This is a genomic window from Candidatus Symbiopectobacterium sp. NZEC151, from assembly GCF_025962655.1.
In the GTDB taxonomy this organism is placed as follows: domain Bacteria; phylum Pseudomonadota; class Gammaproteobacteria; order Enterobacterales; family Enterobacteriaceae; genus Symbiopectobacterium.
The window spans coordinates 38,866-60,117 of record NZ_JAGFPE010000004.1; the positions used below are offsets into that span (position 1 = coordinate 38,866).

Here is a 21,252-nt window from a genome sequence, read left to right on the forward strand (position 1 = left end):
CGACTACTTGGCCAACTTTTGACTGAAAATAAACGGCGTGTCCGGAAGCGTGGTAAAGCGACGCACGATATCGTGGTAGGTTTGATCCGGATTTAACGTTGCCAGGGCTTGCGGATAGGCAATTTTCGCCAGATATTCCATGCCGACAATGTTATACGGATGGTTATAGAAGTGGTGATACACCCCGTAAACCTGACCGGCCTTGATAGCGGGGACCTGATCGATACCCGGACGGCTTAACAGCACATCTGCTTTGGCCTGAATATCCTCAGCGGTGGCGCCATAGCCGAACGACAGAATTTTGTTGGCGCTGTTGCCGCGTTTGGAACCGGTCATGATGTAGGCATCCGGTTTTTCCGCAATCACTTTTTCCAGTGAGATAAAACCGGTGGCACCCGGCAGCAGATCGGCGGCGATGTTGGTCACCCCAACCGCTCTTAGCAAACCGCCCCAGCCGTTATCTTTATGGCTAAAGCAGCAGGCATCGCTGTTGCCCGCGATAGGTTCGATAAACACGCGCGGTTTGGGGGTAATGGCTGAGGTTTTTTGCTGGATGTCGGTGGCGTGCTGACGGTAGAAATCGGTATAGGCTTTGGCATTCTCTTCGCGGTTAAGCACCTTGCCGAGCAGGTCGATGCTGTCTGCGGTGTTCTTGGCCGGATCGATTTCATAATCGACAAACAGCAGCGGAATGTGCAGTTCATTCAGCTTGTTCACCACGCCATTGCCTTCCAGCGACGCCTTGGCACGCAGCTGCGCTACCATCAAATCCGGTTTTTTCACCAGCACGCTTTCCAGCTCGATATCACCTTTGTCACCAAAGCCCATATCGAGGATGTTTTCTGCGTCCGGCCATTTGCCCTTCAACAGATTCCAGGTAGCGGTATCCTGCTTTTTCGGCAGGTTGTTCCACGCCACCAAACGCTGGAACGGATCGTCGCGATCCAGCAGTGCCAGCGCCATAATATCGCGCCCGTCTTGCAGCACCAGATGCTTCGGCTCGTGTTGCAGCGTGACGGTATTGCCCGCCATATCAGTGATGGTTAAGGGATACTGCGTGGCGTGGCTGAAAAGTGGTGTAGCAAGGAGTGCCGTGAAGAACAGCGAGTTGATGGATTTTTTAAACATGGTGTCGTCCCGTTACCATCTGCCCTGATGAATTAAGCCTCTCCTAATACAAATCAGACAGATGTAATGCATTTGATAATCATTATCGTATTACCATACGCCAAAACTTAACAGAAACGCAATGTAAGGAAAAATATCAGATGTTGTCCCGCCCACCGACGGCGAACGGGACAAAAGACAGCCTTAGCGTTTCAGGGCTTCGCTAAGTTGTTCACGGATGGTGGACAGAATGGATTTCACCACGCGCGGATTGCCCGCCACCAGGTTGCCAGAAGAGAGGTAGTTGTGGCCGCCAACGAAGTCAGTCACGATGCCGCCCGCTTCACGCACAATCAGTTCGCCACCGGCGAAATCCCAGGGCTTCAGGCCAATCTCGAAGAAACCGTCTACGCGGCCTGCTGCCACATAGGCCAGATCCAGCGCGGCAGAACCGGTACGACGGAAGTCGGCACAGGTGGTAAACAGGGCTGACACCATATTGATGTAAGGGGTAGCGTGCTGTTTCAGCTTGAAAGGAAAGCCGGTTGCCAGAATCGTGCCTTCCAGATCGCGCGCGTTGCCGCTGCGCAGACGATAGCCGTTCAACTGTGCGCCCTGACCGCGCGTGGCGGTAAACAGTTCATTGCGCATCGGATCGTAAACCACGGCGACTTCAGTGCGGCCTTTAATGCGCACCGCAATGGAAACAGCAAAATGGGGGAGACGTTTTACGAAGTTGGTGGTGCCATCCAGCGGATCGATAATCCATTGCACTGTGTCGTCTTCACCGACTATTTCGCCGCACTCTTCACCAATAATAGTGTGCTGGGGGTAGGATTTGCGGATCACCTCAATAATCAGGCGTTCGGCGTCGCGGTCAACGTTGGTGACAAAATCGTTGCTGCCTTTTTGGCTCGCTTCAACGGCGTCGGGGGTTTCATAATTCTTGGCAATTAAATTACCGCCCTTGCGCGCAGCGCGCACAGCGATGTTAAGCATCGGATGCATGGTATCGTCCACTAGGATGTTAAAGAACAGAAAGCGAGGCGCAGTATAGCAGGGGAAAGAGAAAATAGCGAAGTCTGTGATACACTAATCCTGTTTTTCACTCTTTTTCTTCTTTCTTACTGCCGAGTCAACATGTTAGAGAATATTCGTATCGTTCTGGTGGAAACCTCGCACACAGGCAACATGGGGTCCACCGCCAGAGCGATGAAAACCATGGGATTAAAGAACCTCTATCTGGTGAACCCACTGATCAAACCGGATTCACAGGCAATCGCACTGGCCGCAGGTGCCAGCGATATTATTGGAAACGCTACGCTGGTCAATACGCTGGATGAGGCGTTGGTCGGGTGTAACCTGGTGGTGGGTACCAGCGCGCGTTCCCGTTCGCTGCCCTGGCCGATGCTCGAACCGCGCGAGTGCGGCGTGCGCAGTGCGCACGAAGCGCAGCACGCACCGGTGGCGCTGGTGTTTGGCCGTGAACGCGTGGGGTTGACCAATGACGAACTGCAAAAATGCCACTATCACGTCTGTATTCCCGCCAATCCCGAGTACAGCTCGTTGAATCTGGCGATGGCAGTACAGCTGATCGCTTATGAAGTTCGCGTTGCGCATCTGGATTTGCTGGCGCAGGGAGCACCCCAGATCGCAGAAGAACCTTACCCGCTGGTTGACGATCTGGAACGTTTCTATACCCATCTGGAAGAAACGCTGCACTATACCGGTTTTATTCGTAAGGCCCATCAGGGGCAGGTGATGCACAAGCTGCGTCGCTTATTCACCCGTGCGCGCCCGGAAGAGCAGGAGTTGGCCATTCTGCGCGGCATTTTGAGCTCGGTACAAAAAAACCGACATGACAGTCAGGACTAGAAAAGCATAGCGTAAATACTTGAGTGAATTACTCGGTTAAATAGTTGACTAAAACACTCGGGAATGTCAGACTCGAAGGGTGCTATGTAAGTACATGCATTTACAGTGCATGTTATAATAACCGTGTTCGATAATAAGCTGTTTTATCTACAGGTACCACTATTATGAGACTGACATCAAAAGGCCGTTATGCCGTTACCGCCATGCTTGATGTGGCGCTGCACTCCAAAGAAGGGCCGGTTCCTTTGGCGGATATTTCCGAGCGACAGGGAATATCGCTGTCCTATCTCGAGCAACTGTTCTCTCGCTTGCGCAAAAACGGGCTGGTTTCCAGCGTCCGTGGGCCGGGCGGTGGTTACCTGCTAGGCAAAAACGCCAATGAAATCGCCGTTGGTGCCGTGATCTCTGCCGTCGACGAATCCGTCGATGCGACCCGTTGTCAGGGGCGTGAAGGCTGCCAGGGTGGCGATCGCTGCCTGACGCACACGCTGTGGCGCGATCTCAGCGACCGTATCACCGATTTCTTGAACAATATCACGCTGGACGAACTGGTGAATAATCAGGAAGTGCTGGACGTGGCGGATCGCCAAGATGCCGACACGCGCCGCACCGCTAACGGACGTTTTCAAGAAACCATTAATGTCAATCTGCGCGCCTGATAGTTCATCCTCGCAGGAATAATAAAATCAAAACGCATTGTACGTTTTGAAGTGATGTACGGAGTTTATGAGCAATGAAGTTACCCATTTATCTAGACTATTCAGCCACGACGCCGGTTGACCCGCGCGTGGCTGAAAAAATGATGCAGTTTTTGACCCTGGACGGTACGTTTGGCAACCCGGCTTCCCGCTCTCACCGCTTTGGTTGGCAGGCGGAAGAGGCAGTGGATATCGCGCGTAACCAAATTGCCGATCTGGTGGGTGCCGATCCGCGTGAAATTGTGTTCACGTCCGGCGCGACCGAAGCCGACAACCTGGCTATCAAAGGTGCCGCTAACTTCTATCAGAAGAAAGGCAAGCACATCATTACCAGCAAGACCGAACACAAGGCCGTGCTGGATACCTGCCGTCAGTTGGAGCGTGAAGGCTTCGAGGTCACTTACCTCGCGCCGCAGCGCAACGGCATTATCGATCTGCATGAACTCGAAGCGGCAATGCGTGAAGACACCATTGTGGTTTCCATCATGCACGTGAACAACGAAATCGGTGTGGTACAGGATATTGCCGCTATCGGCGAGATGTGCCGTAGCCGTGGTATCGTATTCCATGTTGATGCGACGCAGAGCGTGGGCAAACTGCCTATCGATCTCAGTAAGACCAAAGTCGATTTAATGTCTTTCTCCGGTCATAAAATCTATGGTCCGAAAGGCATTGGCGCGCTGTATGTGCGTCGTAAACCCCGTATCCGTATTGAAGCGCAGATGCACGGCGGCGGTCACGAACGCGGTATGCGTTCCGGCACCTTGCCGGTGCACCAGATCGTCGGCATGGGTGAAGCGTACCGTATTGCCAAAGAAGAGATGGTGGCGGAAATGGCTCGCCTGAGCGCGCTGCGCCATCGCTTGTGGAACGGTATCAAGGATATTGAAGAGGTGTACCTTAACGGCGACCTGGAGCAGGGCGCGCCGAATATCCTCAATGTCAGCTTTAACTATGTTGAGGGTGAATCCCTGATCATGGCGCTGAAAGACCTGGCTGTCTCCTCCGGTTCTGCCTGTACCTCTGCGAGCCTGGAGCCATCCTATGTGCTGCGTGCGCTGGGCATGAATGATGAATTGGCGCACAGCTCGATCCGCTTCTCTCTCGGCCGCTTCACCACCGAGGAAGAGATCGACTACACCATCGATCTGGTACAGAAATCCATCGGACGTCTGCGTGACCTGTCCCCGCTGTGGGAGATGTTCAAGCAGGGCGTGGATCTGACCACCATCGAATGGGCTCATCATTAATTCGCAGCACGGAGAACGTTAATCATGGCATACAGCGAAAAAGTTATTGATCATTACGAAAATCCGCGCAACGTCGGCTCCTTTGACAACGCCGATCCTTCGATTGGCAGCGGCATGGTGGGCGCACCGGCGTGTGGCGACGTAATGAAATTACAGATCAAAGTCAGCGACAACGGCATTATCGAAGACGCACGTTTCAAAACCTACGGTTGTGGCTCCGCCATTGCTTCAAGTTCGCTGATCACTGAATGGGTGAAAGGCAAGTCTCTGGACGAAGCCGAGGCGATCAAGAACACCCAGATCGCCGAGGAGCTGGAACTGCCACCGGTGAAAATTCACTGTTCTATTCTGGCGGAAGATGCGATCAAAGCAGCGATCGCAGATTACAAAAGCAAACGCACAGCGAAATAATGGGTCGGCGAACCTACTGCCCGGCGCGTATGCGTTGGGCAGTAGGCGTGCTAACGGTACCGAGGTTGGTGTATGTCTATTTCTCTTAGCGATAGCGCAGCACAACGTGTCAGCGCTTTTATGGTAAATCGAGGCAAAGGCGTTGGCCTGCGTCTGGGCGTGCGGACGTCGGGTTGCTCAGGTATGGCTTATGTGCTTGAGTTTGTTGACGACCTTAATGACGACGATGTGGTGTTTGAAGATAAAGGGGTAAAAGTCATCATCGATGGCAAGAGCCTGGTTTATCTCGACGGCACGCAGTTGGATTTCGTCAAAGAAGGGTTGAACGAAGGCTTCAAGTTCAATAACCCCAACGTTAACGGCGAATGCGGCTGCGGCGAAAGCTTTACGGTCTGATTCGTTTTGCCCGTGTTAGCGGGGGCATGCTCGTGACGCATTGGCGCAGGGCGGCTACCCGTTAGCGCCACACTGTCCGAGCGCACTATGGATTACTTTACGTTGTTCGGGCTGCCGGTCCACTACGATGTGGATGGCAGCCTGCTCCTTTCTCGTTATCAGGAACTGCAACGCCAGTTCCATCCCGACCGTTTTGCCACGCACCCCGAGCGCGAGCGTCTGCTGGCCGTACAGCAGGCGGCGACGGTTAATGATGCTTACCAGTCGCTGAAACATCCGCTGAAACGCGCAGAATATATGTTATCGTTGCACGGTTTTGATCTGGGTAACGAGCAACATACGATGCGCGATACCGCCTTTCTGATGGAGCAACTGGAACTGCGCGAACGGTTGGATGCGATTTCGCATCAGGCCGATCCCGACGCCGCGCTGGCTGACTTTGCTGACCAGTTAACGGCCATGACACGGCAGCGCACGACGCAGATGCAGTCTGAGCTGGCGCAGGCAGCGTGGTCTGCGGCCGCAGATACGGTGCGTAAACTCCGCTTTTTGGATAAGCTGCAACAGCAGGTGGAACAACTCGAAGAACAACTGCTGGATCGCTAATCTGCGCAGTGATGCACATAATCGAATAACGTCTTTTTATTTCGTCGGCGCAACGGTGGCGCTGACAGCCAATTGATGGAAGCTCAATATGGCCCTATTACAAATTAGTGAACCCGGCCTCAGCGCAGCACCACATCAGCGCCGTCTTGCCGTGGGTATTGATCTCGGTACCACCAATTCGCTGGTGGCAACGGTGCGCAGCGGTGAAGCACAGCCGCTGGCGGATGCCGAAGGGCGCGAACTGCTGCCGTCGGTGGTGCGCTATGGCGCAGAAAGCATTGATGTCGGTTGGGCGGCGCAGGCGCAGGCGGTAAACGATCCCGCCAACACCGTCAGTTCCGTTAAACGACTGATGGGCCGTTCTCTGGCCGATATTCAACAACGCTATCCCCATTTGCCGTACCATTTTCAGGCCAGCGACAACGGCTTACCGGTGCTGCAAACGGCGGCAGGTAATAAAAACCCGATTCAGGTTTCTGCTGATATTTTGTCGGCGCTGGCGGCGCGTGCTGAAGCGGCGCTGGAAGGCGTGCCGGATGGCGTGGTGATCACCGTTCCTGCCTATTTCGACGACGCTCAGCGTCAAGGCACCAAAGATGCGGCGCGTCTGGCCGGGCTGCATGTGCTGCGTTTGCTCAATGAGCCAACGGCGGCAGCTATCGCCTACGGGCTGGATTCGGGCAAGGAAGGGGTGATTGCCGTCTACGATCTGGGCGGCGGTACCTTTGATATCTCCATTCTGCGTTTAAGCCGCGGGGTGTTTGAAGTGCTGGCGACTGGCGGTGATTCGGCGCTCGGCGGCGACGATTTCGATCACCTGTTGGTGGAATGGTTGCGTGAGCAGGCGGGCGTCAACGATCGGTCTGATGCACGGGTGCAGCGTGAATTGATTGAAACGGCCTTGCATGCCAAGGTTGCGCTTAGTGCCGCGCCGTCGGTGACGGTGCAGGTTGGCAACTGGCAGGGTGAACTGAGTCGCGAACAGTTTGATGCGCTTATCGAGCCACTGGTGAAACGCACGCTGCTTTCCTGCCGTCGGGCACTGAAAGACGCGGGCGTTCAGGCGGATGAAGTGCAGGAAGTGGTGATGGTGGGGGGCTCGACCCGCGTGCCATTAGTGCGCACCCGCGTCGGTGATTTCTTTGGCCGCACGCCGTTGACCGCCATCGATCCGGATAAAGTGGTGGCGCTGGGCGCGGCCATTCAGGCAGATATCTTGGTGGGAAACAAGCCAGACAGCGAGATGCTGCTGCTGGATGTGATTCCGCTATCGCTCGGTCTGGAAACCATGGGGAGCCTGGTCGAGAAGGTGATTCCGCGTAACACCACCATCCCGGTGGCGCGCGCACAGGAGTTCACCACGTTTAAAGACGGTCAGACTGCCATGATGATCCATGTGCTGCAAGGTGAGCGTGAGCTGGTGCAGGATTGTCGCTCGTTGGCGCGATTCTCGCTGCGCGGCATTCCGCCCATGCCCGCGGGCGGCGCGCATATTCGCGTTACTTTCCAGGTGGATGCCGATGGCTTGCTGAGCGTCACGGCAATGGAGAAATCCACGGGTGTGGAGGCCGCGATTCAGGTCAAACCGTCGTATGGGTTGAGCGATGATGAGATTGCCGCGATGATCACCGATTCGATGCAGAATGCGCAGGGTGACGTCGCTGCGCGCATGCTGGCGGAACAGAAAGTCGAAGCTGCTCGGGTGCTGGAAAGCGTGCAGAGCGCGCTGGCCGCCGATGCGGACTTGCTGAGTCGTGAAGAACAGACGGCTATCGTTCAGGCGGTGTCGGCACTGCAACAGGTGAGTGCCGGTGATGACGTTGCGCTGATTGAAGCCGCAATAAAAACAGTAGATCAACAAACCCAGGGGTTCGCTGCACGTCGTATGGATGCTTCCATTCGTCGGGCGCTGGCAGGACACTCTGTGGACGAGGTGTAAGCATGCCTAAGATAGTTTTTTTGCCGCATCAGGATTTGTGTCCTGAAGGCGCGGTATTGGAAGCCAAAGTGGGCGAGACGATTCTGGACGTCGCCCTGCGCAATGGTATTGAAGTCGAACACGCCTGCGAGAAGTCCTGTGCGTGCACCACCTGTCATTGCATTGTGCGCGAAGGGTTTGATTCTCTCGCGGAAAGCACAGAAGATGAAGATGACATGCTGGATAAAGCCTGGGGGCTGGAGCCTGAAAGTCGTCTGGGCTGTCAGGCGCGTGTCGCGGGCGACGATCTGGTGGTTGAGATCCCGCGTTACACCATTAACCATGCCCGCGAGCATTAACAGGAGCAGAACATGGGATTGAAATGGACTGACAGCCGTGCCATTGGTGAAGCGCTGTATGACGCGTTTCCTGACACGGATCCGAAAACCGTGCGTTTTACCGACCTGCATCGCTGGATTTGCGAGCTGGACGATTTTGATGACGCGCCGGACGCTTCCAATGAAAAAATCCTGGAAGCAATACTGCTGGTGTGGTTAGACGAAGCAGAATGATGATTCGGGGCTGCCTGACGGGCGGCCCTTTTTTTCAGCACCATCACCCTGAATAATTCGAATTGAAACATGACGGGTATAGGCTGCTGTTGAAAATAATATCCACGGAGCTGATATGACAAGCGAAGCTATGCAGATTTCACTCTCCACCCAGCCTGCCGATGCACGTTGGGGAGAAAAAGCGTCATTGAGCGCGAACGAACAGGGATTTACCATTCATCTGCCCGAAGCGGCAGCGCTGGGCATCATTCAGCGTGCGGCGCGCAAGATTGACGGGCAAGGCATCAAACACGTCAAACTGGTGGGCGAAGGCTGGGATCTGGAAACCAGCTGGGCGTTCTGGCAAGGCTACCGCGCACCAAAAGGCAAGCGTACCGTCGAATGGGCACCGTTGGAAGAGGCGCAGCGCAAAGCGCTGGATCTGCGCCTGAAAGTTGTCGATTGGGTACGCGACACCATTAACCTGCCCGCCGAAGATCTCGGGCCAGAACAACTGGCAACGCGTGCGGTGGATTTGCTGCACGATGTGGGCGGCAATGCGGTCAACTATCGCATCACCAAGGCTGAAGATCTGCGCGATCAAAACTATATCGGGCTGCATACGGTAGGGCGCGGCTCTGAACGCCAGCCGGTGTTGCTGGCGTTGGATTTTAACCCGACGGGCAGCCCGGATGCGCCGGTGTTTGCTTGTCTGGTGGGCAAGGGCATCACCTTTGACAGCGGCGGCTACAGCCTGAAGCCGAGTGGCTTCATGGATTCGATGAAATCCGATATGGGCGGTGCGGCGCTGGTTACCGGTGCGCTGGCGCTGGCGATTGCTCAAGGGTTAACCCGTCGCGTTAAACTCTATCTGTGCTGCGCTGACAATATGGTGAGCGGCAACGCTTTCCGTCTCGGCGACATTTTGCGCTACCGCAACGGTAAAACCGTTGAAGTGATGAACACCGACGCGGAAGGGCGTCTGGTGCTGGCAGATGGCCTGATCGATGCCAGTGCGCAAGCGCCACAGTGGATTATCGACTGTGCCACGCTGACCGGTGCGGCCAAAACGGCGTTGGGTAACGACTATCACGCGCTGTTCAGCTTTGATGATGCCTTTGCTGAACGCCTGCTCGCCAGTGCAAAACAGGAAAACGAACCGTTCTGGCGCTTGCCGCTGGAAGAGTTTCACCGTTCACAACTGCCGTCCAGTTTTGCCGAGCTGAATAACGTTGCAGGTGCGGCGCATAGCGCGGGTGCCAGCACGGCGGCGGCGTTCTTGTCGCACTTTGTCTCGTCCTATCAGAAAGGGTGGCTGCATATCGACTGCTCCGCCACCTACCGTAAAGGGGCGGTGGATCAATGGGCGACCGGCGCGACCGGCTTGGGCGTACGTACGCTGGCCAATCTGCTGCTGAGCGAAGACCAGCATTGAGTGAATAAGGCTTGAGTGATAACAACAGTATGACATTTACACCGCAAAACAAGCTGGAAGAGGTGCTGATGAAGGCGGCGACTGAGCCCGCCCATCGGCCTGAGTTCTTCACCGAACTGATGGACGCCACCGTCTATATCATCGGCAACAGCGATGACGCCAGTGAACAGGGCGCCAGTACCCTGCCTGTGGGCAGCCAGGTTGAGATTCAGCACTGGGAAAAACCCGATGGCAGCACCGCTATCCCATTTTTCTCGTCGCTGGATGCCTTGCAGATGGCTATCTCAACGGAAGCCGCTTTTCTGGCGCTGCCAGCCCGCTCACTGTTTGAATTAACGCAGGGGCAGACGTTGTTCCTTAATCCTAAACTCCCCTATGGCAAAGAGTTCCTGCCGCAGGAGGTGGAACACATGCTGGCGGGAGAGGGCAATGGCTTTGTGCAAAGCCGTGTGGTAGATGAGCCAGTAGAAGTGCATCTCAGTCTGCCGGAACCGTCGCCGGATCAAATGATCGATTCACTGACGCAACTGCTTGCCAAACACCGGCCGGTACGTCGCGCGTGGGTGGTACAGATCCAGGAAGGTGAAGCGCAACCGAATCTGCTGATCGGTCTGGAACTGGTCGATATGGATGAGGTAGATGCGGTGGTCCAGGCGGTGGGCACCGTTGCCAGCGATACGGTGGTCGGCGATCAGCCGGTGGATATTTGTATCGTCGATAAGGAAGAAAAGGGCGGCGTCAGCCACTATTTTCTGCACCACGCCACGCCGTTTTATGAGCGTAAGTGGGGCAGCTTCCTGCGCGAGTTCAAACAGACAGGCAACGCGTAACTGACCTTGTGCATCCCCTGCCGAGGGGATGCCATCTAGGCCGGGTTGCCCGTGGTCGCCCGCAGCAGTAGTAAATCAATCAGCAACACCAAATTAGACTCGAACGAGCTAATCTCTCCCGCTTCGGCCGCAAAATGAATGGCATCATCATGCAAGCGAAAGTGTAAATCCGCCACGTTGGCTAGCGGATTAAACGACGCACGGGTGAAGGCGACCACAGTCATGCCGATGTTTCGGGCGATCTGCGCTTTTTCAATCACCTGCTCGGTTTCACCGCTGCGCGAGATAGCGATAAAGATGCGGTATTTGGGCGCGTTGCTGAGAAAAATCCCTTTGCTGTCCCCGAGACCGGAAACAAACGCATCTTTACCCAGTATTTGCAGCTTTTTGGCGAAATACTCGGTGAACAGGTGAGAGAACCCGGCACCGTAAAGAAAAAAATGGCTCTCGTGACGCAGAATATGGCAGAAGGCGTCCATCAGCGCAGGCGTTACGTAGGTAAAGGTTTTTTCGTAATTGGCGACAAAATGGCGATAGGCTTCGGGGATACCGTCGCTGGTAACGGACGTGGGGTTTGCCGGAAACGAACGCGGCACGTCTGCGAGCAATTGCTTACAGTGATAGATAAATTCGCTGTAGCCGCTGAACCCCATTTTTTGGCACAGGCGCATGATGGTTGCCGTCGAGACATAGGTTTGCTGCGCCAGTTCACGCACAGTGATTTTGCCGACCAGCGATGCATGCTCGGCGATAAACACCAGCACGCGGTGTTCCGCGCGCGTCAAGTCTCGGCCGTGGTGAACCAGTGAAGTCAACCGGCTATCCATGGTGCTGCTCCTGCGTGGCAATCAGCCTAACGCGATAGGGGTGTCATCACGGCCGCCCCATTCGCTCCAGGCACCGTCATACAGCGTGACATCGGACACGCCCAACTGCGCAAGCGCCAGGATCACCACCACGGCGGTAACGCCGGAGCCACAACTGGCAACAATCGGTCGGCTGAAATCCATGCCCGCTTTGTGCAGGATCGTCGCCAGCTCTGGGCTGGGTTTCAGGGTACCCTGTGTCACCAGATCGCCCCAGGGTACGTTCAGGCTGCCGGGAATATGGCCGCGATGCAGACCGGGGCGCGGTTCATCCACTTCCCCGCGAAAACGCGGGGCGGGGCGCGCATCGACGATTTGCGCCGAGCCATCGCGACTGATCGCCACTACCTGTTCCCGAGAGCGGATTGCTCCTTCGGTCAACACTGCATTAAAATGCGCGTGCGCGGGATGCACCTCTCCCTGCTCGATGGGATAACCCTGCGCTTTCCACTCCGCCAGTCCGCCGGAAAGAATCACCACCTGGCGAGCGCCGAAGTGGGTTAGCATCCACCAGGCACGTGGGGCAGAAAACAGATTACCCTCATCGTAAATCACCAGCGGCTGCTGATCGCTGATGCCCAATTCACTCATCGCGTTGGCGAACGCTTCGGCGCTGGGCATCATGTGGGGCAATGCGGTATTGGGATCGGACAGGGCTTCAATATCAAAAAAAACCGCGCCGGGCAGATGCCCCGCGCGGTATTCAGCATGGATATCCCGGCTGGTTTCACCCGGGGGTAGCATGCGCGCATCGATCAGTGTGATGTCATCGGAAGCCAGATGCTCCGCGAGCCAGTCGGCAGAAACAAACAAACGTGAAGAGGAAGCTGACATATAAACCCCACGCACGGGCAGTGCATGCCGCCCTGAGTGAAACAGTGGTAAATATTGTCAGCCATTTTTCCTTTTCCGACAAGCAGCTATTCGGATTTGCCTGCGTTGACCGCCACGCCGTCACGGTAGGCCTGTGTCAACTGCGGCCAATATTCCCGGTTTGCTGCGATCATCTCATCGAGGATTGCTTTGGCATGCTGCATAGTGGGCACGGTGCGGTTAAGCGTAAACGCTTGTAACGCTTTCTCGTAGCTGCCTTCAAGGGTCGCTTCCACCAGTAATTGCTCGGAGGCCAACTGCTGTTCCAGCAGCGCGCGGTGGAACGTCGGCACATTGCCCATACGAACCGGCTCCGGTCCGTTAGCCGTGATATACGCGGGCACTTCCACCATCGCGTCATAGGGCAGATTGGCAATCGCCCCTTTGTTCTCAACGATCACCAGATGGCGCTGGCGCAGGTCGAACGCCAGCGAGCAGGCAACGTCGACAATAAACGCTCCGTGCACGCCAACGTGGAACGCGTCCGGCAAAATCCCGGTTTGTTTGTAGGTGGCGGCGGCGGCAAACAGCTTCTTCTCACGCCCATCCATCACTTCATTGGCGCGGGTGTAGTTGGGGTCCTGATGCGCGACGATATCGTTAGGCATCAGGTAGTACTGCAAATAGGGATTCGGCACGAACTCCGGGAAATGATCCATTACAGGTTTGATATTGCGCCAGGTTTTCACCCAGGACGGATCGGCATGCTGCGGATCGGTGTCCGCGGCATTGGCCGTCAGCAGACCATAACGGGCGATGTGCTCACGCAGCTGCGGTAAACGATCTTCCCCTTCGACCAGCACGCGGGTAAACCAGCCAAAGTGATTCAGACCGAAGTAATCGACGGTAATCTCTTCGCGTTTTACGCCCAGCACGGCGGCGATATTGCGCATCGCTGCCACTGGCATATCGCAGATATTGAGTACCCGGGCATCAGGGCGCAGGCGACGGATCCCTTCCGCAACAATGGCCGCCGGATTGGAGTAGTTAACAATCCAGGCGTCTTTATGTGCAAAGCGTTCAACCAGATCGATCAGTTCCACCATCGGCAGGATGGTACGCAGGCCGTAGGCCAATCCACCGGGGCCGCAGGTTTCCTGCCCAACCACGCCGTGACGCAGCGGGATCTTCTCATCCTGCTCGCGCATTTTGTATTGTCCAACGCGCATCTGTGCAAACACAAAATGCGCGCCGGAAAAGGCCACTTCCGGATCGGTGGTGACGCAGAAACGAATACTGTCGCTGTGATCGCGAATCACCTTTTCGACCACCGGTGCGATGGTGTCCTGACGTTGACTGTCGATGTCGTACAAGCGGATTTCAGCCAGCGGGAAATCGGCCAGGCGTACCATCAGGCTTTTCACGATGCCGGGCGTATAGGTGCTGCCGCCACCGGCAATGGTCAGGATGAAAGGGGGTTTGGTCATCGTTTGTCTCCTTTTAAAGCGCATTTTCTACGGCTTCACGAACGGTTTTTACATGCAGGCCATACACCACCTGAACATTGTTGCCCTGGCGGATAACGGCTTTGGCACCGGTGGTTTTCAACTGCTGGTCGTCAACCAGCGCGGTGTCTTTCACTGTCACCCGCAATCGGGTGTAGCAGTTGTCGACCACCTCAATATTGGGTTTACCGCCCAGTCCGGCGATGACGGTGGCGCCGTCGGGGACGTTGCTGCCTTTTTCCTGCGCTTTGCTCTGATAGTCGGTTTTGGAGTAGAGCCGCGTCTCGTCTTCATCCGCTTCACGTCCCGGTGTCGGCATGTCGAAGTACAGGATCAGGGTGCGGAACACAAAGAAGTAGATCACCGACATGGTCAGGCCGACCGCGATGTACATTGGCCAGTTGGATTTGGCGATGCCCAGCGGCAGGTTATACAGCAGAAAATCGATCACGCCGTTAGCGCCAATGGCATGTACGCCAAGCACTGAAAACAGCATCATCCCCAATCCGGTTAATACCGCGTGCACCACAAACAGTAACGGCGCGACGAACAGGAAGGAGAACTCCAGCGGCTCGGTGACGCCGAGCAGGAATGAGGTAAAGGCGGCGGGAATCAGGATGGCCTTGGCGGCAATGCGTTTTTCTGGCTTGGCCGTGACGTACATCGCCAGTGCCGCCGCAGTCAGGCCAAACATTTTACTGATACCGCGCGCGTCCCAGGCGACGGTCGGGCTCAGCTGTGTGACGCTGGGGCAGGCCATTTCAGCGAAATAAATGTTGCGTGCACCCTGATACAGCTTGCCGCACACCTCGGCGGTTCCACCCAGTTCGGTATACAGGAATGGGGTGTAGACCAGATGATGCAGCCCGGTTGGGATCAGAATACGCTCAAGGAAGCCGTAAATAGCGACCCCAAACGGGCCTGCGCCTTTAATCGCAAAGGCCAGTGCGCTAATGCCGTGCTGGGCATAGGGCCAGACGGTGCTCATGACAAAACCGAGCAATATTGCGCTGGGGATCGCCAGAATGGTGACAAAACAGTGGCCAGAGTAGATAGCCATCACGCCGTTAAACTGTTTGCTGGAATAACGGTTAAACAGATAACCGGCAAACGCGCCGATGAGGATACCGGCGAACACGCCCATTTCCAGCACTTGCACGCCCAGCACCATGCCTTGTCCGGCAGGACGCATCTCCGCTGCGGGCACCAGTTTGCCCTGAAGTTGCAGCGTAATGTTCATCGCGTTGATAAAAATGATGAAGGTCACCAGCCCGATCAGCGCGGCATAGCCTTTATCACGCGTGGCAAGGCCGATGGGAATACCAACGGCAAACACCAGCGCCAGATTGGCCAGAATGGCAACGGCGGATTTGGCGATCAGTTGACCAAAACTCTGAATAATGGGGTGGTGCAGCAAAGGCAGGTATTCGGCCAGGTTGCCGTTACCGAACACATTACCAAACGCGATAAACAACCCGACGATTGGCAGGATCAGCACCGGACCGTACAGCGATTTGCCGAAGTTCTGCAACGCATTGACGGCTCTTTTCATTTTTTGCCCTCTTCGTGGCTATTGTTAAGGGTAACGTCTGTCAGGTATCACCTGAGAAGGAGTAGCGTACGGGTAAAGCCTAGCAGTGAATGGTGCAAGAGTTCTAGTTATCTTATTGTTTTAAAAACAAATTACTCAAAAGGTAACAAATGACTCTGGGAAGTGTGATCGCGCGGCGATTGCGGTAACACCGGTATGCACCCTCCGGTGTGGTGATGTGCATAATGGCGAGACAAAAAGATACGATTTTTTTAAGAAAATGTTATATAAGCCGATAGGCAAGGGAATGCAGCCACCCTATAATCGGCGCCACTTTCACTGACTGGTATGATAATTCTTTTAATCCGGTCGTTATTAGCGTGTGACATAATGAGGTCAATATGACGGTAGAACGTACCTTTTCCATCGTAAAACCCAATGCCGTAGCCAAGAATGCCATCGGTGCCATTTACGCGCGTTTTGAAAGCGCTGGCTTCACGCTGGTAGCCGCCAAAATGGTGCAACTCACCCGTGCACAGGCGGAAGGGTTCTACGCCGAGCATCAAGGCAAGCCGTTTTTTGATGGCCTGGTGGATTTCATGACCTCTGGCCCAATCATGGTGCAGGTGCTGGAAGGGGAAAACGCCATTCAGCGTAACCGTGACATCATGGGGGCGACTAATCCGGCGAACGCGCTGGCAGGTACGCTGCGCGCTGACTACGCAGACAGTTTTACCGAAAATGCGGTACATGGCTCTGATTCCCCGGAATCCGCGGCACGTGAAATTGCGTATTTCTTCAGCGCCGAAGAGATCTGCCCGCGTCTACGTTGATGCGTTGCGGCGGTTTTTCTTGCGCCAAACGTAAAAAAACGCGACGGCGGTAGCATCGCTGTTTTAAACTTTGTACAATGCCGCGCCCCGGATGAGCACGCACTGTTTGTCCGGGGCGTTTCCTATTCATATTATCGTCATTTGTCGCGCCACAACGTGTAACAACGAGGCCAGAGTTACCATTATGAGCATGTCCCAGTCCCCGTCTTTGGCGGAAAGCAACACCCTGTCTGCCACCACCTGTTCCTCCACTGCTGCTGATGCTGCACCTGTCGTGAAAACCGACGGTGAAAAGATCAACCTGTTGGATTTAAACCGTCAGCAAATGCGCGCCTTTTTTGCCTCGATTGGCGAGAAGCCATTCCGTGCCGATCAGGTGATGAAGTGGATGTACCACTACTGTAGCGATGATTTCGCTGACATGACGGACATCAACAAGGTGCTGCGTCAGAAGCTTGAGCAGATAGCCGAAATCCGTGCACCGGAGGTGGTGGCTGAACAACGCTCTTCGGACGGCACCATCAAATGGGCGATTCTGGTCGGTGGGCAACGGGTCGAAACCGTGTACATCCCGGAAGAGGATCGCGCCACGCTCTGCGTCTCCTCGCAGGTGGGTTGCGCCCTTGAATGCAAGTTTTGCTCTACCGCGCAGCAGGGGTTTAACCGTAACCTGCGTGTGTCGGAAATCATTGGTCAGGTGTGGCGTGCTGCGAAAATTATCGGTGCCCAGAAAGTCACCGGTCAGCGCCCGATCACTAACGTCGTGATGATGGGCATGGGTGAGCCGTTGCTCAACCTTAACAACGTGGTGCCCGCCATGGAGATCATGCTGGATGATTTCGGTTTTGGTCTGTCCAAGCGCCGCGTGACGCTTTCTACCTCTGGCGTGGTGCCCGCTCTGGATAAATTGGGTGATATGATTGATGTCGCTTTGGCGATATCGCTGCACGCGCCGACGGATGATATCCGTGATGAAATCATGCCGATCAACAAAAAGTACGACATCGCCACCTTTTTAGCCGCTGTGCGTCGCTATCTGGAGAAATCCAATGCCAATCAGGGGCGCGTTACGGTGGAATACGTGCTGCTGGATCACATCAATGATGGCACCGAACATGCGCATCAGCTTGCCGAGTGTTTAAAAGATACCCCCTGCAAGATCAACCTGATTCCCTGGAACCCGTTCCCGGGCGCGCCCTATGGTCGCAGTTCCAACAGCCGCGTAGACCGTTTCTCCAAGGTGCTGATGGAGTATGGTTTCACCACTATCGTGCGTAAGACGCGCGGTGACGATATTGATGCGGCGTGCGGTCAATTGGCGGGCGAAGTGGTCGATCGCACCAAGCGGACGCTGCGCACCAAACGCGCAGGTGAACCAATTCAGGTTAAAGCGGTCTAATGTCTTAATGTGCTTGGTGAAATGGCATTTGACATCGAATCAGGGTGCCAAACGCCGTTCATCGGCATATGATGGCGTCCGCAAGGGTTAGCGCGTATTGGCTGAATGCGCGAGGGTACTTGCCGCAATAACGGCAACGCGGGATTCAGCGTGCGGACAGGGAATCCGTTTATCAGCGGAGGGTCAGGATGACACCTCGTATTGAGCAAGCGTATGTACCACGTCAGCAGTATGTACCGCGTGGTGTTTTATTCGCGCTCGGCATCGTACTGCCACTGTTGAGTGGGTGTGCCAAGGTGCAGCGCCCGTCGGCGACTGACGCATTGGTCACCACGCGGTTACAACTGGGAATGGCATACCTGAAACGCGATGACCTTGATGCGGCGCGGCGTAACTTGTCGAGTGCCGTCGAGGCCGCTCCGGACGATTATCGTACCCAACTGGGCATGGCGTTGTACGAACAGCGTATCGGTGAATACGGCGCGGCGGAACGGCGCTATCAAACCGCATTGCGTCAGGCACCGGAAAATGCCAGCGTAATGAATAATTACGGTGCGTTTCTCTGTAGTTTAGGGCAGTATGTAGCGGCGCAGAAACAGTTCAGCGCTGCGGCGCAACATCCTGATTATCGGGAAGTTGCGCAGGCTTTGGAAAACGCGGGATACTGCCATTTCAAAGCGGGAAAATGTGATGAGGCACGCACATTTTTAGTTCGGGCGCTACACTATGACCCGACAAAAGGCGACAGGGTGCTCAGTGAAGTGGGGCATCGACTGACTGCCCAACAATTTAACGAAGCCAGGCATCTTTTGGATATTTATCACCATAGCCTTCCAGCCAGCGCTGAGAGTCTATGGTTAGAGATTCGTTTCGCCGCGTTGGCGGGCCGTGATGATGAGCGTAACTATCATGGCGACAGGCTGGCGCGAAGTTTTCCACACTCTAAACAGTACCAGCAGTTCTTAGCGAATGAATACTGAAGCCACTCTAGAAAATACCACCCCTGCCACTCCTGGCGAGCGTCTGCGTCAGGCGCGTGAGCATATGGGATTGACACAGCAAACTGTCGCTGAACGTTTATGCCTCAAAGTGACCACCGTGCGAGAGATCGAAGAGGGCAGCACCTCTCCCGATTTAGCACCTACCTTTTTGCGCGGTTATATCCGCTCTTACGCCAAGCTGGTGCATTTGCCGGAAAGCGAACTGCTGCCAGCATTGGATAAACACGTGGTGCCGAGAATCGCCAACGTGGCTTCAATGCAAGGCTTTGCCTTGGGAAAAAGCCGCAAAAAACGCGACGGCTGGTTGATGACCTTTACCTGGCTGGTCGTGCTTATCGTGCTCGGGTTAACCGGCGCGTGGTGGTGGCAGAATTATCAGGTGCAGCAGCAAGAGATCAGCTCTATGGTCGATCACGCTGCGGCTAATTCACCGGATGAGGCTGAGGGGCAAACGGCCGTTCCGCTTGCCACTACCGGTTCACAAACCATCGATCTGACGCAGATGGCGCCAGCTGCGCCGGAAGGGGCAAACACCGCCGCGAATTCGGCGTCGGTGAATACGCCTGCTGCAAATACAGCAACGACCACGGGTGTACCAGCGCAGGCCGGTAATGGGCATCAGTCTGTTGCTCCGGTTACCACGCCCTCGTCTACGGCTACCGAGCCCGTTGCTGCACCGAACGCAACGCCTGCCAGTGACAATGGCAACACCATTGCCATGACCTTTAGCGGCGACTGCTGGCTGGAAGTGATAGATGCGGCTGGCAAAAAACTCTACAGCGGCGTACAGCGCAGCGGCAGTGTGTTAAACCTGAGCGGTCAGGCGCCTTATCGCTTGAAGATCGGCGCACCGGCGGCAGTACATATCCAGTATCAAGGTAAACCGGTGGATTTGACCCGGTTTGTAAGAAGCAACCAGATTGCTCGTCTGACGCTGGCGGCGGAGTAATTTCCGGTGCCGGTGATGCTGTAAATGTGGAGAAGAAGTAATGCATAACCCAGCACCCATCGTCCGTCGCAAATCAACGCGCATTTACGTCGGCAAGGTGCCTGTTGGTGACGGCGCACCGATTGCTGTGCAGTCGATGACTAACACCCGAACCACCGATGTGGACGCCACGGTAAAACAGATCAAGTCCCTTGAACGCGTTGGCGTGGATATTGTTCGCGTCTCCGTGCCCACCATGGACGCGGCGGAAGCGTTTAAACTGATCAAACAGCAGGTTAACGTTCCGCTGGTGGCCGATATCCATTTTGACTACCGTATTGCGCTGAAAGTGGCGGAGTACGGCGTGGACTGTCTGCGTATCAACCCCGGCAATATCGGCAACGAAGAGCGTATTCGCGCTGTGGTCGATTGTGCGCGCGATAAAAACATTCCGATTCGCATCGGGGTAAACGGCGGTTCTCTGGAGAAAGACATTCAGGAGAAATACGGTGAGCCTACACCGGAAGCGCTGTTGGAATCCGCGATGCGTCATGTGGACATCCTCGATCGCCTTAACTTCGATCAGTTCAAGGTGAGTGTGAAAGCGTCGGATGTGTTTCTGGCAGTGCAATCTTACCGCTTGCTGGCGGCGCGTATCGATCAGCCGCTGCATCTGGGGATTACGGAAGCAGGCGGCGCACGCAGCGGCGCGGTCAAATCGGCCATCGGTCTGGGGCTGTTGCTGTCGGAAGGCATTGGCGACACCCTGCGCATTTCACTGGCGGCCGATCCGATTGAAGAAGTCAAAGTCGGTTTTGATATCCTCAAATCGCTGCGTATTCGCGCGCGTGGTATCAATTTCATCGCCTGTCCGACCTGCTCTCGTCAGGAATTCGATGTTATCGGCACGGTCAACGCGCTGGAACAGCGTCTGGAAGATATCATCACGCCGATGGACGTTTCCATTATCGGTTGCGTGGTCAACGGGCCGGGCGAAGCGCTGGTCTCAACGCTGGGCGTGACCGGGGGTAGCAAGAAAAGCGGCTTTTATGAAGATGGCGTGCGCCAGAGAGAGCGCTTTGACAACGACGACATGATTGACCAACTGGAAGCGAAAATTCGCGCCAAAGCGGCGATGTTGGATGAAAATAAACGCATCACGGTCAACGTGGTGGACAAGTAATCTGCTCTCGCATCGTCAGTGGCCGTCAAACCCGGCGCTGGCTTTAACATTGAACAGAGCACCTTGAACCCCCTATAATCGGGTTCCATGGAACATTTACAACGCATAGAGAACTG

At 55.3% G+C, this 21,252-nt stretch carries 22 protein-coding genes; 16 read left to right on the plus strand and 6 right to left on the minus strand.

The window, feature by feature from the left end; genetic code table 11:
- Positions 1-3: 3 nt before the first annotated feature.
- Positions 4-1,128, minus strand: a complete 1,125-nt coding sequence (locus J5067_RS13595) for an ABC transporter substrate-binding protein (protein WP_264651334.1) — start codon at positions 1,126-1,128, stop codon at positions 4-6.
- A gap of 183 nt (positions 1,129-1,311) precedes the next feature.
- Entirely contained in the window at positions 1,312-2,115 is an 804-nt protein-coding gene (gene suhB / locus J5067_RS13600; protein WP_264651335.1) for an inositol-1-monophosphatase, read from the minus strand.
- Positions 2,116-2,247: 132 nt separating this feature from the next.
- On the opposite strand from suhB, the gene trmJ reads away from it, so the two are divergent.
- The 11 genes from trmJ to sseB all read left to right on the plus strand — a co-directional run bounded on the left by trmJ (position 2,248) and on the right by sseB (position 11,077).
- A complete protein-coding gene (gene trmJ, locus J5067_RS13605; RefSeq protein ID WP_264651336.1) occupies positions 2,248-2,982 on the plus strand; it encodes a tRNA (cytosine(32)/uridine(32)-2'-O)-methyltransferase TrmJ in 735 nt (244 codons plus the stop codon).
- A gap of 164 nt (positions 2,983-3,146) precedes the next feature.
- Entirely contained in the window at positions 3,147-3,641 is a 495-nt protein-coding gene (gene iscR / locus J5067_RS13610; RefSeq protein WP_222157767.1) for a Fe-S cluster assembly transcriptional regulator IscR, read from the plus strand.
- Between the two features lie 74 nt (positions 3,642-3,715).
- Positions 3,716-4,930: an IscS subfamily cysteine desulfurase gene (locus tag J5067_RS13615; protein WP_264643641.1), complete on the plus strand. Its 1,215-nt coding sequence runs from the start codon at positions 3,716-3,718 to the stop codon at positions 4,928-4,930.
- A gap of 24 nt (positions 4,931-4,954) precedes the next feature.
- Entirely contained in the window at positions 4,955-5,341 is a 387-nt protein-coding gene (gene iscU / locus J5067_RS13620) for a Fe-S cluster assembly scaffold IscU (protein ID WP_195315164.1), read from the plus strand.
- Between the two features lie 72 nt (positions 5,342-5,413).
- Complete coding sequence (iscA, locus tag J5067_RS13625; protein WP_264643640.1) at positions 5,414-5,737, plus strand: iron-sulfur cluster assembly protein IscA; 324 nt, start codon at positions 5,414-5,416, stop codon at positions 5,735-5,737.
- An 87-nt stretch (positions 5,738-5,824) separates the two neighbouring features.
- Positions 5,825-6,343 carry a co-chaperone HscB gene (gene hscB / locus J5067_RS13630; protein ID WP_264643639.1) on the plus strand — a complete coding sequence of 173 codons (519 nt, stop codon included), beginning with the start codon at positions 5,825-5,827 and terminating at the stop codon, positions 6,341-6,343.
- A gap of 88 nt (positions 6,344-6,431) precedes the next feature.
- On the plus strand, positions 6,432-8,282 hold the full coding sequence (hscA, locus tag J5067_RS13635) for a Fe-S protein assembly chaperone HscA (RefSeq protein ID WP_264651337.1): 1,851 nt from the start codon (positions 6,432-6,434) through the stop codon (positions 8,280-8,282).
- A gap of 2 nt (positions 8,283-8,284) precedes the next feature.
- On the plus strand, positions 8,285-8,620 hold the full coding sequence (fdx, locus tag J5067_RS13640) for an ISC system 2Fe-2S type ferredoxin (RefSeq protein WP_264643637.1): 336 nt from the start codon (positions 8,285-8,287) through the stop codon (positions 8,618-8,620).
- A gap of 12 nt (positions 8,621-8,632) precedes the next feature.
- A complete protein-coding gene (gene iscX, locus J5067_RS13645) occupies positions 8,633-8,833 on the plus strand; it encodes a Fe-S cluster assembly protein IscX (RefSeq protein WP_264643636.1) in 201 nt (66 codons plus the stop codon).
- Between the two features lie 115 nt (positions 8,834-8,948).
- Positions 8,949-10,247, plus strand: a complete 1,299-nt coding sequence (gene pepB, locus J5067_RS13650) for an aminopeptidase PepB (protein ID WP_264643635.1) — start codon at positions 8,949-8,951, stop codon at positions 10,245-10,247.
- A gap of 29 nt (positions 10,248-10,276) precedes the next feature.
- Positions 10,277-11,077, plus strand: coding sequence for an enhanced serine sensitivity protein SseB (sseB, locus tag J5067_RS13655; RefSeq protein WP_264643634.1), 801 nt, complete (start codon positions 10,277-10,279; stop codon positions 11,075-11,077).
- Between the two features lie 35 nt (positions 11,078-11,112).
- On the opposite strand, the gene J5067_RS13660 is transcribed toward sseB, so the two are convergent.
- The 4 genes from J5067_RS13660 to J5067_RS13675 all read right to left on the minus strand — a co-directional run bounded on the left by J5067_RS13660 (position 11,113) and on the right by J5067_RS13675 (position 15,813).
- Positions 11,113-11,904, minus strand: a complete 792-nt coding sequence (locus tag J5067_RS13660) for a MurR/RpiR family transcriptional regulator (protein WP_264643633.1) — start codon at positions 11,902-11,904, stop codon at positions 11,113-11,115.
- A 21-nt stretch (positions 11,905-11,925) separates the two neighbouring features.
- The gene (sseA, locus tag J5067_RS13665; RefSeq protein ID WP_264651338.1) at positions 11,926-12,777 is read right to left on the minus strand and encodes a 3-mercaptopyruvate sulfurtransferase; all 852 of its coding nucleotides are present in this window, start codon (positions 12,775-12,777) and stop codon (positions 11,926-11,928) included.
- 86 nt (positions 12,778-12,863) lie between these two features.
- A complete protein-coding gene (locus J5067_RS13670) occupies positions 12,864-14,243 on the minus strand; it encodes a 6-phospho-alpha-glucosidase (RefSeq protein WP_264651339.1) in 1,380 nt (459 codons plus the stop codon).
- A 13-nt stretch (positions 14,244-14,256) separates the two neighbouring features.
- Positions 14,257-15,813: a PTS transporter subunit EIIC gene (locus J5067_RS13675; protein ID WP_264643630.1), complete on the minus strand. Its 1,557-nt coding sequence runs from the start codon at positions 15,811-15,813 to the stop codon at positions 14,257-14,259.
- A 380-nt stretch (positions 15,814-16,193) separates the two neighbouring features.
- Between J5067_RS13675 and ndk the strand changes: the two genes are divergently transcribed.
- From ndk to ispG, 5 genes are all read left to right on the plus strand, one after another.
- Positions 16,194-16,625 (plus strand): nucleoside-diphosphate kinase, encoded by a 432-nt coding sequence (ndk, locus tag J5067_RS13680; protein WP_264643629.1) that lies wholly within the window; start codon positions 16,194-16,196, stop codon positions 16,623-16,625.
- Between the two features lie 190 nt (positions 16,626-16,815).
- Entirely contained in the window at positions 16,816-18,024 is a 1,209-nt protein-coding gene (locus J5067_RS13685; RefSeq protein WP_264651492.1) for a bifunctional tRNA (adenosine(37)-C2)-methyltransferase TrmG/ribosomal RNA large subunit methyltransferase RlmN, read from the plus strand.
- 188 nt (positions 18,025-18,212) lie between these two features.
- A complete protein-coding gene (gene pilW / locus J5067_RS13690; RefSeq protein ID WP_264651340.1) occupies positions 18,213-19,004 on the plus strand; it encodes a type IV pilus biogenesis/stability protein PilW in 792 nt (263 codons plus the stop codon).
- Positions 18,994-19,974 carry a cytoskeleton protein RodZ gene (gene rodZ, locus J5067_RS13695; RefSeq protein WP_264651341.1) on the plus strand — a complete coding sequence of 327 codons (981 nt, stop codon included), beginning with the start codon at positions 18,994-18,996 and terminating at the stop codon, positions 19,972-19,974. Before pilW ends, rodZ begins: the two co-directional genes overlap by 11 nt.
- 40 nt (positions 19,975-20,014) lie before the next feature.
- Complete coding sequence (gene ispG, locus J5067_RS13700; protein WP_264643626.1) at positions 20,015-21,136, plus strand: flavodoxin-dependent (E)-4-hydroxy-3-methylbut-2-enyl-diphosphate synthase; 1,122 nt, start codon at positions 20,015-20,017, stop codon at positions 21,134-21,136.
- The last annotated feature ends 116 nt before the right edge of the window (positions 21,137-21,252 follow it).